At 41.9% G+C, this 13,100-nt stretch carries 13 protein-coding genes; 7 read left to right on the top strand and 6 right to left on the bottom strand.

From position 1 onward, the window contains the following. Window positions 1-235: 235 nt before the first annotated feature. From AACU33_RS26820 to AACU33_RS26805, 4 genes are all read left to right on the top strand, one after another. The gene (locus AACU33_RS26820; RefSeq protein WP_096592426.1) at window positions 236-2,248 is read left to right on the top strand and encodes a GspE/PulE family protein; all 2,013 of its coding nucleotides are present in this window, start codon (window positions 236-238) and stop codon (window positions 2,246-2,248) included. A 68-nt stretch (window positions 2,249-2,316) separates the two neighbouring features. Further along, entirely contained in the window at window positions 2,317-3,435 is a 1,119-nt protein-coding gene (locus AACU33_RS26815) for a type IV pilus twitching motility protein PilT (protein ID WP_096592424.1), read from the top strand. 104 nt (window positions 3,436-3,539) lie between these two features. After that, entirely contained in the window at window positions 3,540-4,760 is a 1,221-nt protein-coding gene (locus AACU33_RS26810) for a type II secretion system F family protein (protein WP_096592422.1), read from the top strand. 226 nt (window positions 4,761-4,986) lie between these two features. Continuing rightward, on the top strand, window positions 4,987-5,544 hold the full coding sequence (locus AACU33_RS26805; protein WP_096592419.1) for a hypothetical protein: 558 nt from the start codon (window positions 4,987-4,989) through the stop codon (window positions 5,542-5,544). A gap of 349 nt (window positions 5,545-5,893) precedes the next feature. Here AACU33_RS26805 and aat read toward each other — a convergent pair whose 3' ends face one another. Beyond that, window positions 5,894-6,469: a leucyl/phenylalanyl-tRNA--protein transferase gene (gene aat, locus AACU33_RS26800; protein ID WP_096592416.1), complete on the bottom strand. Its 576-nt coding sequence runs from the start codon at window positions 6,467-6,469 to the stop codon at window positions 5,894-5,896. A gap of 106 nt (window positions 6,470-6,575) precedes the next feature. Here aat and AACU33_RS26795 point away from each other — a divergent pair, with 106 nt between their 5' ends. Further along, complete coding sequence (locus AACU33_RS26795; RefSeq protein ID WP_096592414.1) at window positions 6,576-6,905, top strand: hypothetical protein; 330 nt, start codon at window positions 6,576-6,578, stop codon at window positions 6,903-6,905. 120 nt (window positions 6,906-7,025) lie between these two features. Here AACU33_RS26795 and rpsN read toward each other — a convergent pair whose 3' ends face one another. From rpsN to AACU33_RS26770, 5 genes are all read right to left on the bottom strand, one after another. Further along, a complete protein-coding gene (gene rpsN / locus AACU33_RS26790; protein WP_096592411.1) occupies window positions 7,026-7,328 on the bottom strand; it encodes a 30S ribosomal protein S14 in 303 nt (100 codons plus the stop codon). A gap of 95 nt (window positions 7,329-7,423) precedes the next feature. Further along, window positions 7,424-8,113, bottom strand: coding sequence for an endonuclease III (gene nth, locus AACU33_RS26785; RefSeq protein ID WP_096592409.1), 690 nt, complete (start codon window positions 8,111-8,113; stop codon window positions 7,424-7,426). Beyond that, window positions 8,089-9,186, bottom strand: coding sequence for an RIP metalloprotease RseP (gene rseP / locus AACU33_RS26780; protein WP_096592406.1), 1,098 nt, complete (start codon window positions 9,184-9,186; stop codon window positions 8,089-8,091). The genes nth and rseP overlap by 25 nt, the downstream gene beginning before the upstream one ends. 172 nt (window positions 9,187-9,358) lie before the next feature. Further along, entirely contained in the window at window positions 9,359-10,639 is a 1,281-nt protein-coding gene (gene serS / locus AACU33_RS26775) for a serine--tRNA ligase (protein ID WP_096595398.1), read from the bottom strand. A 251-nt stretch (window positions 10,640-10,890) separates the two neighbouring features. Further along, complete coding sequence (locus AACU33_RS26770; protein WP_096592404.1) at window positions 10,891-11,469, bottom strand: DUF3611 family protein; 579 nt, start codon at window positions 11,467-11,469, stop codon at window positions 10,891-10,893. Window positions 11,470-11,976: 507 nt separating this feature from the next. Here AACU33_RS26770 and AACU33_RS26765 point away from each other — a divergent pair. Next, on the top strand, window positions 11,977-12,324 hold the full coding sequence (locus tag AACU33_RS26765; RefSeq protein WP_096592401.1) for a PadR family transcriptional regulator: 348 nt from the start codon (window positions 11,977-11,979) through the stop codon (window positions 12,322-12,324). Window positions 12,325-12,383: 59 nt separating this feature from the next. Then, a complete protein-coding gene (locus AACU33_RS26760; protein ID WP_096592398.1) occupies window positions 12,384-12,914 on the top strand; it encodes a cofactor assembly of complex C subunit B in 531 nt (176 codons plus the stop codon). Window positions 12,915-13,100: the final 186 nt, after the last annotated feature.

Here is a 13,100-nt window from a genome sequence, read left to right as displayed (position 1 = left end):
AAACTACTGAAAATTTAATTATTAACCAAGCTCAACAACTTTCAATCTGCTTTCGTTCCAAACTACAACAGTTCTCTTGCAGATAAAGTACAGATGATGCATGTTGCGCTGAAGTTGTTTAATTTTCTGTAAGCAAAGAAAATTTTTGGCTGGAATTTACTCAAGATCAATGAGAATTCTATGCCACAGGCTGGGAATACTTTACTCAGAGGTTTTCCCTACCCATTGCTCAATTATGACTTACTCGTCACCGCAACGGCGCAGTACCGCTCTTACTACAAAAACAGAGTTTTCGCCCTTTGGCAATAAGCTAGTGCAGGCTGGCTATGTTAATAGCGAACAGATGCGGCAAGCGCTGATTGAAAGCCGCAAGTCTGGTGTCCCCTTAACCGAGATGCTAGAGTCAATCACCGGGCGACAACTATCACCTGAATTACTTAGGCAATACAAGAAACAGCAGTTATTTGAACTTAAAATACTATACGGTGTTGAATTCCTCGATCCGGAAGTCAGCCAGCTTGGTAATACGATGGTGGGGAGGCTGATTGAAACTCTAATCCCAGTAGATATTTGTCGTCGCCATCGTTTGATTCCACTATCAAAACATGAAGACCAAAACCCACCCTGCGTTTTAGTGGCGATGGTCGATCCGGATAATCTAGAGGCTTCAGATGATCTCAACCGCATCTTGCGCCCACAAGGTTTAGCATTACAGCGCATGGTAATTACCCAAGAGGATTACCAACAACTAATTAATCAATATCTAGATGAACTAGCTATTCGGCAAAAACATCTCGAACAAGAAAAGTTTACAGATATCAATCAGGATTTAGAAAATCTCAATAATCTTGACATTGATGATACTCCTGATGAGATGGAGGCTGACTTGGGATCTGCGATGAAGGGTGCAGAAGATGCACCAATCATCAATCTCGTCAATAGAATTCTTGCCAAAGCCTTGCATGAGAAAGTTTCTGATATTCATATTGAACCGCAAGAAGAAAACCTCCGCATTCGCTTTCGTAAGGATGGGGTGCTGCGAGAAGCTTTCGACCCGCTACCGAAAAAAATCATTCCGGCAGTGACAGCCCGGTTTAAAATCATCTCCAGTTTAGACATTGCTGAAAGGCGTCTACCCCAAGATGGACGCATCCGCAGGATGTTTGAGGGACGGAAAGTGGATTTTCGTGTCAATACCTTACCCAGTCGCTACGGGGAAAAGGTTTGTTTACGGATTTTGGATAACTCCTCTACCCAACTGGGATTGAATAAGTTGATTACCGACCAGGAAACCTTAGATATTGTTAAGGATATGGTCAGTCGTCCCTTTGGTTTGATTTTGGTTACAGGGCCGACTGGTTCTGGTAAAACCACCTCACTGTATTCTGCACTGGCAGAAAAGAACGATCCGGGGGTCAACATCAGTACGGTGGAAGACCCGATTGAGTACAGTTTGCCAGGGATTACGCAAGTACAGGTCATTCGGGAAAAAGGGCTAGATTTTGCTACCGCTTTGCGGGCTTTTCTGCGGCAAGACCCAGATGTCCTACTAGTGGGTGAAACCCGAGACAAGGAAACTGCCAAAACGGCAATTGAAGCTGCTTTAACAGGTCACTTAGTATTAACCACCTTACATACTAATGATGCCCCAGGCGCGATCGCTCGTTTGGGAGAAATGGGTATTGAACCTTTCATGGTTTCTAGTTCTCTGATTGGCGTTTTAGCACAGCGCTTGGTACGACGTGTTTGTCCTGATTGTCGAATTCCTTATACTCCTACGCCCGAAGAACTGGCTCGTTATGGTCTGTCAGCTTCTCAAGAAGTGAATGTAACTTTTTATAAAGCTAACAGCATACCCAACGAATCTCAAGCAGAAGCTAAAGCCAAAGGTCAGGTTTGCTCAACTTGTAATGGTGTTGGTTACAAGGGACGTTGTGGTGTTTATGAGGTTATGAGAATCACCGAAAACTTACAAACCCTAATCAATGAAGAAGCACCTACAGAACGCATTAAAGAAGTAGCTGTAGAAGAGGGTATGAAAACCTTGTTGGCTTACAGTCTAGATTTAGTACGCCAAGGTTCAACAACCCTAGAAGAAGTTGAGCGAGTAACTTTTACTGATACAGGTTTAGAAGCTGAGTTAAAAGCTAAACGCAAGAGTGGTCTGACTTGCCGCACTTGCGATGCCACATTACAACCGGAATGGCTAGACTGTCCCTACTGTATGACACCGCGCTTTTCCGATTAGTCAATAGTCAAGGGTGAATATTTTGACTATTGACTATGGACTTAAAAAATAACTAGGGGAGCAAAACTATGGAAATGATGATTGAAGACTTGATGGAACAGCTGATTGAACTGGGAGGTTCGGATATGCATTTATCCGCAGGTTTACCTCCCTATTTCCGTATCAGCGGCAAATTGACTCCTATAGGTGAGCATGTATTGACTGCCGACCAGTGCCAAAGACTGATCTTTAGTATGCTCAATAATACTCAGCGTAAAACTTTAGAGCAAACTTGGGAGCTAGACTGTTCCTATGGTGTCAAGGGATTAGCTCGTTTCCGCGTCAATGTCTATAAGGATCGCGGTGCTTATGCTGCCTGTTTGCGTGCTTTAAGTTCCAAAATTCCCAACTTTGACAAATTGGGTTTACCAGATGTGGTCAAGGAAATGACAGAAAAGCCCAGAGGGCTGATTTTGGTCACAGGGCCAACTGGTTCTGGTAAAACAACGACCCTAGCGGCAATGATTGACTTAATTAACCGCACCAGAGCCGAGCATATTTTAACAGTTGAAGACCCAATAGAATTTGTTTATGAACCTATTAAAAGCTTGGTTCACCAACGACAACTTGGTGAAGATACCAAAAGCTTTGCTAATGCTTTGAAAGCAGCCCTGCGGGAAGATCCAGATATTATTCTGGTAGGGGAAATGCGTGACTTGGAAACAATTTCTTTGGCTATCTCTGCTGCGGAAACAGGACATTTAGTTTTTGGTACTTTGCACACTAGTTCTGCTGCACAAACGGTTGACCGGATTATCGACGTTTTCCCTCATGAAAAACAAACTCAGGTCAGAGTGCAGTTATCTAACTCTTTAGTGGCAGTATTTAGCCAAACTTTAGTACCCAAGAAAAACCCTAAACCAGGTGAATATGGTCGGGTGATGGCTCAAGAAATTATGATCATTACTCCTGCCATTTCTAACTTAATTCGAGAGGGTAAAACATCTCAAATTTACTCAGCCATTCAGACTGGTGGTAAATTGGGTATGCAAACTTTAGAAAAAGTTTTAGCCGATTTATATAAAGCTGGCACTATCTCTTTTGAAGCAGCTATGTCTAAGACTTCTAAGCCCGATGAAATCCAACGTTTAATTGGTGGCGCTCCACAGCCACAAGCAGGTGCAAAACCTGTAGCAAAGGCACATTAAAGAGAACTCCACTCTATTTCGAGGAGTCCAGAGTCTAAAGTTAATATTCTTAGGAAAAATGACTTTTGACTCTTATTAAATTTTGAATTTTGAATTGATAAACTATGCCTACCTATGTTGCCCGTGTGCGGGACTCACAAGGAAAATCCCGAACTGAAAAATTTACTGCTGAATCTTTAGCTCAAGCCCGTACTAATCTTAGAGATCAAGGTTTTGTTGTCCAAGAATTAAAAGAATCTCAAAGTTTAGCTAACTTTGATTTTCAAAAATTCCAGACATCAATGGTTAAGGTTTCTGTTAAAGATAAAGCAGTTTTTTCTCGTCAATTTGCCGTTTTAACAAATGCTGGTGTCGCGATTGTCAGAAGTTTGGGAGTACTGGCCGAGCAGTGTAGCAATCCTAAATTAAAAGCAGCTTTGATTGATATCGGTAATGATGTTCAAACAGGCACAAATCTTTCGGATTCAATGCGTAAGCATCCTCAGTGTTTTGATAATTTGTATGTGAGTATGGTTCAAGCTGGCGAAATTGGTGGTGTTCTCGATGAAGTATTAAATCGCCTAGCAAAGTTATTAGAAGATGTCGCCCGCCTACAAAACCAAATTAAAGCAGCACTGTCTTATCCTATGGTTGTAGGTTTTTTAGCAACTGCAATTTTTGTGGGTATGACTGTTTTTCTAATTCCCATTTTTGCCAGAATTTTTAAAGACATAGGAATAGAGTTACCTGCTCTCACACAATTCTTAATGAATTGTAGTGAAATCTTACGCAGTTACTGGTCTTTAGTAATTATTGCGGGAATTATGGGATTTGTTTTTGCCTATAAGCAGTATTACAAAACTCCTGTTGGTAAACTAACTATCGATCGCTTTTCTCTCAAGATGCCTTTGTTTGGTGACTTGATTCAAAAATCCGCAGTTGCTCGCTTTAGCCGTACTTTCGGAGCCTTGACTCGTTCTGGTGTACCGATTCTTACTTGTTTAGAAATTGTTCGAGATACTTCAGGTAATCAAATAGTTGCTAATGCCATAGATGCAGCCCGTATAGAAATTCAACAAGGAGGTATGATTAGCGTTGCTTTGCAAAAAGATGCAGTGTTTCCAGCTATGGCAATTCAGATGATGAGTATTGGCGAAGAAACTGGAGAATTAGATGCAATGCTCATGAAAGTTGCCGATTTTTATGAAGATGAAGTTGAGCAGGCGGTTAAAGCACTAACTAGTGTTTTAGAACCACTGATGATTGTAGTCTTAGGGGGTATGGTTGGTACGATTTTGTTAGCGATGTATTTGCCTATGTTTAAAGTATTTGAAAAGCTGGGCTAGAAAAAGGCTGTAGATGAGAATCGGTGGGTCAGGGAGGTCTGGAGGTTTCCATGCCACTGAAGTAAAAAGCAGGAAATCCACGTGAGACAGTCGCTCCCCCGGAAGGTTTACCGCAGACTAGGCTCAAGCATAAAGGATGAAAATATTGAATAAGTCATATTTCATCCTTGAACTTAACAGTTTCTACTTGATATTTCAGAGTTCATACTTCATCCTTTGCAGAAAAATGCCTGTGCAAAAATCTGATTACGAAGCTAGTTTGGCGGAATATAGCCATCATCTGGCAGCGATCGCTTTGTTAAAACAGTATCGACCTTACTTGGAAATGATTCCTAGTCTCCGCCGTCCTGATGAAAGTGTGATCGCTATTCCTTTGCCAATTATACGTCTACGCCAAACCGAGACAACCGCCGCGCAAACAACTTGTCTACCCTGTGATGTAGCAATATTAATGTGCGATCCAGAGTGGAAGATTAAAACTGGAGCCGAGATTTTAATCTTTATTCATCGTCCCCATGAAGACTTTTCGGATTTGTTAGGTCGCTGGCGGCAAACTCAAGTTCTGTTAGACAAGGATTATGAGTGGCTAATGCCCGATCGCCACAATCATATTCTGAGTGAAGGAGCTAATACTGTGTATCCGTTATTTGTAGTCTTTAGTGAAACTTCAGAACGCATACAACGAGGTCTTGTAGGCGCAGAACTTCCATTTATTATGCAAAAACCACAATGGCTATTTGAGGAGGAAAGAAGGAATGAAGAGGGGCTAGGAACTATAAGCTAGGAGCTATATTTGCTTCGTAAAACCTAACAGTAACGTCCCACAAATATTCTCACAATAACTCAAGCCGTCTAACTTTCCCAGTCAGCAACTGCTAGTATGATTCGTAATCTAACCAGAGCTTTGCTCAAACATCGATCGCAGGCTTTTCTTGCCGTGTAAACTACGATATATCAACACCTTCAGCCGCTAGTTTCTCTTCATTCACTACACGCTCAAAAGAGAGATTTCTCAGCTTTTTCTGGCACTCCTCAAACTTTTTGCATATCGATAAGCAAACGCTTCTTGATCCTTACCGGATTTTCAGGCTCATTATACAAACCGTAAAAGCTTTAAAAAACTTTGTTATTCTCTATACTAAATAACAGTTGCGTTGCAATGCTGTGTTGAGTAGGGCTTGATATTCTTCATCGCCAATACGATAAGCACCAAATCTTTCTAAATGAGGATTCATCATTTGTGCGTCAAACAACACAAATTGCTGCTGACGCAATCTCTCTACCAATTTTACCATTGCTACTTTGGAGCCTTCGGGAATGCGGTAAAACATTGATTCTCCAATGAAAGCACCGCCGATCGTAATCCCTAAAATTCCGCCAGCGAGTTCCTCACCTTGCCAAGTTTCAAAACTATGAGCGTAACCTCTCTGGTATAGTAGCCAATAAATCTTTTGTAATTCTGGCGAAATCCAAGTTGTATCGCGGTTAGCACATCCAGCTACCACTGCTTGAAAATCACGATTAATTGCAACTGTAAACCTCTCTTGATTCAGGATACGCCGCAAGGATTTAGGATAGCGAAATCTTTCATCTAAAGGAATTAATGTGCGATCGCGACTACCATACCAGCCCAAGCTTTCGCTGTCATCAGCCATGAGAAAATAGCCTTGAGCGTAACCCTGAATAATAGCAGCGATATCATATTCCATAGTGAAGATCACAATTAACAAAGCTTATTAAGAACGCAATTCGATGTTAACAGTCATCTTCTGCGTTCCTCTGCATTTACCTTTGCGTTCCTCTGCGTTGAAAAAAATGACAGAACCAATTCCACCTATCACCCTACCTCCATCTGAAAATCCACAGCTTGAAGGCGAATGGCTGCAACAATGCCTGCTGCGATGGCTGGATGCAGAATTTCTCCCAGAAACAGTTAATCAAAAGATTGCCCAACGCGCCGCCCAGATTTTTATGCGCCAACGCATGGAAGGAGAAAACGACCTCGGCTCTTTGGTCATTGCCATTGTTACAGAGATGCAGGCCTTTGATTTTTCCAAAAGCTTTTATGGAGAGTTTGCGATCGCTAACGCTGTCAGCGATCTACTCTTAGAAAGTCTGGGAATCGATCGATGTTGTGGTCAATAACCTTTGTCATTTGTCATTGTTCTTAGTACATAACCAATGACTAATGACCCTTCGGGTTCACCAGTTGCTCATGGGGGAAACCCCCAAGACCGCACTGGTTCACCAATGACTAATGACTAACTACCAACTAGACTTAACCACTCCAGGTAGAAGACCTTCGTGCGCCCATTCTCGCAGAACGTTCCGAGATAGCCCAAAGTCGCGATAAACACCTCTAGGACGACCAGTTACCCAACAACGGTTACGGCGACGGCTAGGTGCGCTATTGCGTGGTAATTGTTGGATTTTCCGGTGAATTTCTAGCTTGTCTAGGGGAGATTCAGCATTTTGGAACTCAATTTGCAATGCTTCCCGCTTCTCGGCATACTTTTCTACCAACTTAGCGCGTTTTTTCTCGCGCTCAATCATGCTCTTCTTGGCCATACATTCTCAAATTTATTTAAAGACAGCATTTTCCATTCTACAGTTAGGCAAGGTGTTTAGCCTGTATTCCTGCAATTATGGGCTGCTAATATAGCTTAACCTACTGACGTTGGCTTATTAGCAGCTGGACACAAATCTGCCAATTCACAAGCAGCACATAAGGGAGAACGGGCTTTACAGATAGCTCGTCCATGATAAATCAGGCGAATTGACCAATTTTCCCAATCTGCTTGTGGCAATAACTTCATTAAATCTTGCTCAATGTGAACTGGGTCTGTATGTTTTGTTAAACCCAAATGATTGCTGAGGCGCTTAACATGAGTATCAACCGTTACCCCAGCATTAATGCCATAAGCGTGAGCCAAAACTACATTAGCCGTCTTTCGTGCTACTCCAGGAAGCCGTAACAACTGCTCCATCTGGTTGGGAACTACACAATCAAACTCATTGACAATCATTCGACAGGCGGCTTGAATGTTTTTGGCTTTATTGCGATAAAAACCTGTCGAACGTACTAATTCTTCTAACTCTGATAAGTCAGCATTTGCTAAACTTTCAGCATCGGGAAAACGAGTAAATAGGGCTGGTGTAACTTTATTTACTCGTTCATCAGTACACTGAGCTGATAGAATTGTTGCCACCAAAAGCTGCACGGGTGTTGAATAGTTCAACGAGCAAGTTGCATCAGGATACAGACGCTTCAAGCGAGTCAGAATTTCCAGCGCCCGTTGCTTCTTAGATAATGATTTGCGAGTAGCGATCACTGGAATAATTTTTGTACCCACTCCAACTGTGTTGTTAACTGAGTAGTTTCTTTAACAATCAGAAAAATTCCTAGTCCTAACAGTAGCACCAAACCAGTTTGCATGACGCTTTCTTGAATCTTGGTAGGTAAGGGCTTACCGCGCAAGCCTTCAATCAGCAAAAAAGCCAGTTGTCCGCCATCTAAAGCTGGTAGAGGCAAAATATTGATGATTGCTAAGTTAATACTGATCAGTGCTGCAAAGAAGAACAAACTGCCTGTATCGTTTTGGGCAATATTAGCACCAATTTCTACAATTTTAATCGGCCCAGCTACTTGGCCAGCGGTTTCACCAAAGTTAGTTATCAGTTGTCCAAAACCTTTAAATGTCATCAGTACAATGCGCTGAAATTCTGTAGCACCAACTGACAAAGCTTCTATGGGATTAGCAACACGACGACGCTCAACTTTACCGTTGGGAGAAAGTCCAATTCCAATGGTACCACCATTAGATTTGGCTTCTGGAACCACAGTCACCGATACTTTTTGGTCGCCACGAGCAATTTCCAGTTCAACTGGCTTACCTGCACTAGTTTTAATGAAGTCTCTAAAAGCGTCTATCTCTTGCAAAGAAGTGCCAAATTGTCTTTGATTAGCCGCTACGATGACATCTCCTGACTTAATTCCAGCGTTAGCGGCTACAGAACTGACGTCCGGTGCTAGCTGTTGGATTAAAACGCCTGGTTGGCTGGCTTGTCCGACACCGACAACGCTTACCTGTCCTACTAGCAGTAAATAGGCAAATATTAAATTTGCAATCACGCCTGCACTGATGACGATCGCTCTGTCTAATATGGGACGATTGCGCAACAGATTCGGGTCATTAGGAGGAATATCGCTATCTGGGTCATCATCGGGAAAACCAACAAAGCCTCCTAAAGGGAAAGCGCGAATAGCATATTCGGTTTCTGGACCTTGGTATTTCCAAAGAACCGGGCCAAAACCTAACGAAAATCGGTTAACATGAATGCCCTGAGAACGTGCTGCAATGAAATGTCCTAGTTCGTGTACCAAGATCAAAACAGCCAAAACTGCGATCGCTGCTAAAACTGACATAGATCAAACAAGATATTAAGCTATATACATATCTCCATTCTAAAATGTGTCACTGGTTAGCATTGGTCTTGACAAGTTGGAATTGAAAATTTTCTCTCTTGTGGTCAATAGTCTATAGTCCGTTGGATATAAGTCATTAGAAATTTTTGTACTAATAATTAATAACTAATGACTACAACACCTCGCGCGCTAAATAAGGTTGCAGTACTTCTGGTATCCGCACTGTCCCATCAGGTTGTTGATAATTCTCTAAAATTGCTGCCATCGTTCTTCCCACGGCCAAGCCAGAACCATTGAGGGTATGTACAAACTGTGTACCTTTTTTGCCTCCTTCTTTAAAGCGAATGTCAGCTCGTCGTGCCTGGAAGTCAATAAAATTGGAACAACTAGAAATTTCCCGGTATTTCCCAGAAGAAGGTAGCCAAACCTCTAAATCATAAGTTTTAGTAGACGAGAATCCTAAATCCCCAGTACATAAATTGATGACTCTGTAAGGTAATCGCAATGCTTGTAAAATAGCTTCTGCATTCCCTACCAATTTTTCTAGTTCTTCAAAAGAACTGCTGGGATGGACAAATTTCACCAATTCTACTTTATTGAATTGATGCAGTCGAATTAATCCCCGCATATCTCGCCCATAACTCCCAGCCTCACGACGAAAACAGGGAGTATAAGCACAATGGTAAATAGGCAAATCTTCCGCAGCCAGAATTTCCCCTCGGTAGAGGTTGGTAACTGGAACTTCTGCTGTTGGGATGAGCCAGAGATCGTCATCAGCACATTTAAAACTTTCTTCAGCAAATTTGGGTAGCTGACCTGTTGCTGTCAAAGACTCAGTATTTACTAAAATTGGTGGACTGACTTCTAGATAACCAGCTTCAGTCTGACGCGCCAGCATAAATTGAATTAATGCTCTTTCTAAAGCTGCACCTGCACCTATTAGGTTGACAAAGCGACTTTGGGCAACTTTTACAGCCCTCGCTACATTGAGAATACCCAGCTTTTCGCCAATTTCCCAATGGGGAAGAATATTCTGATTTTGAGGAATGTACTCATCTCCCCAACGGCGGACTTCTGGATTATCTTCTTCACTATTGCCGATGGGTGTGGAGTCGCTAGGTAAGTTGGGGAGTGCAAGCACTAGTTCCTCAATTTCAGCTTTGAAAGCTTTTTCTTGCGGCTCTAACTCGCTCAATTGAGTTTTTATGGAGTTACCCTCATCTCGTAAAGATTGAATTTCTGGAGACTGAGGATTGGTTCCAGATTTAATCTTTTGCCCAACAATTTTACCAATTTCGTTGCTTCGAGCTTGGAGCTGATTGCGTGTTGCCTCCAATTCTCTCTGTTTTCGATCTAGCTCTAATATTGGCTGAATATCGTATTTACCACTACGAGTATTCAAGCGTTCCTGAACTAATTGGGGGTTTTCTCTTATTTGCTTAATGTCCAGCACAGATTTTTCTTTTATCTTTTGCTTAGTATTTCCTGCCAACACATCAGCATATACTGATTTTGGCGTGTCATGACAGGAATTGCAATCCAAAAATTTCGCCCTGCAAATCTTGCCAATGTTAGGATACAACAAATTTCTTTTGATGTTCCTGAATCTGAAAAATTTTGATTTAGTCGATCAAGCCACTGGCACTCTGAAAATTCTCAACAGCGTTGCTTCTGCCACTAGCCTTATATTCTTTGGTTAAACTTCTAAGGTTTATTAATTCGATTCAGCAGCCAAAGTGAGGCAAGCAAACCGCCAAAGTGAGCCATGACAGTGTTAGTATTTGCCTGCACTACAAACATATCTAGCCCGCTAATAAATGGTTGGTTCCCTTGCGGCGAAAAGATAAATTGAGTTTGGGTAATTGCCCTTGCTGCTAGAGTTCCAACGATCGCTTGTGCTCCTAAAAGGGTTAATAGTATTCCTAGCAAGTTTACTATCACTCCTAAGCGTAATACTTGTACAGTTTCGCTTTTACGCGGTCGATTGTTGGGATTAGAAGATAGTAGTTGACCTCCTAATCGTGTGTAACGAAAAGCCAAATAAATTCCCACACCTAAAGCAACTAAACCACAAATTGCCAGAAAAATGCCAAACCCTGCTCCTGCATTATTAGCTGCGCTACCAGGTCTTTGACTAGAGATGGCATATAACAACAGAATTACGCCAGAAACTACGCCTAGTACCAACTGAATCCAAAAACTAATCCAACCTATGAGGCGAAACTTCTGGCCAATTGCCCGGATAGTAGAGGAAGAAGATGTAATGTCGGAGTTTTGTGACATAACCGATTGCTAATTTGCTAGAAGCTTCAAAAAAATTGGGTATGGGGCATGGGGGAAGCAGTATGTTGTGGAGGTCTCCTCCTTGTCCCCCTTATCCTCTGCACCCATATTCTACGATCTGCACTGGGATAATCATTGTAAAAAAAGTGTTTATTAACTTTTAAAGACAAAATTGCATTTTACCTGTAAAATTTCTTCGATGGCATCTTATGCTTAAGCAGTTCTAACCAGCTCGGCATCACTTGACACTAAGGCATTGGCTTTGCCAATATCTTAAATTGCTCCTCACCACATCGTCTTGAGCTTGGGCAGGGATGCATATTCTGTTTCCCTGAAACTCACACACTCGTCCTACAACTTCAAGCGTGGGGCATCTTTAGAGATGTCTACGCTTTGTAAATTATGCCTAAGTAGCGTTATATACTTACTTAGGTATATGTATCTCTATATACTGGCTACAAACATTGTAGATCTCACCCTAAGGCATTTTTTAGCCATTCACTAACCATGAAACTTGAGGATATATATCAATTCTTTGAGAATCCTCCGCCAACTTACCTCTGTCAGGAACTAGCAGTTTGTTACATTCTGTATGTTTTACTACAAGGTGAATCTTACGGAACCGAGTTGATCCAGAGACTGGAGACTGAATATCCAACCTATCGGCTTTCGGATACCGTACTGTATAGTGCGATCAAATTTCTCGAAGACCAAAGGGCAATAAACGGATACTGGAAGAAACTCGAAGGGCGGGGACGCCCCAGGCGGATGTACCAAGTTTCTCCAGAATGGCAGGTTCAATCGCAGGATTTAGCTCAACTTTGGTTAGATTACATCAATCAAAGAACAAATTAACGAATAATTGATAATGAAATGAATAAGTCCCCTCCAATCAATTAGTAACTATTTCAGTTATGGATACTGCTATTCTGCCATCGACATTTCTACTAACTTTGTTGTTGTCGGTTGGGCTGTTTTTCTTTATTCGTGCCTCAACAAAAGAGCGTACACAGACAGCACAACTGATATCTGAGCAAGATGAAGCCACTTTAATGCCTCAACTACAGGAGTATTTTCGCTCCCGGTCTTATCGAGTGGCAGCGGTAGACCGAGCAAAAAACCAAGTGACTTTTGAAGGGTTTGTTAAACCAAGCTGGTTTCTAGCTGTGTTTTTAACACTGCTAGCATTTGCTGGTTTGGTTTGTTTATCACTGGTTTTATCAATGCTGATTCCGAGTCTTAGTACCCTTTTTTTAGGTATACTACTGCTCTCCCCTGTGAGTGGTATTTTTTATTGGAAAAAAGCTGGAAGAATTGAGAAAGTGTGGCTCAAGCTGGAAGCAACCCCGAATCAGCAACACTCCTCAAGTAAAATCACTGTTACTGCCCATCGAGACGAACTCATTGAGTTGCAGAGGGCACTACAGTTAAAACCAATTGCATAAATCTTGAATTTTTTTGCACGTCTTTTGAGTAAGAGATGCAGACTTCTGTCCAAATTTTCCGGAAACAAACATTAGGGAGCTGAATATACAACCTAGAATATGTTGATTTTCCCTACGATAAAAAATCGTAGGGAAAAACTATAGCTGTTGACAGAGCGTCTTGAGCAATCTACCGAATGAACGTGC

This window comes from Calothrix sp. NIES-2098, assembly GCF_963875125.1.
GTDB lineage: Bacteria > Cyanobacteriota > Cyanobacteriia > Cyanobacteriales > Nostocaceae > Aulosira.
Note: the sequence above shows the minus strand (reverse complement) of the source record. Positions and strands in the feature narration are given on the sequence as shown.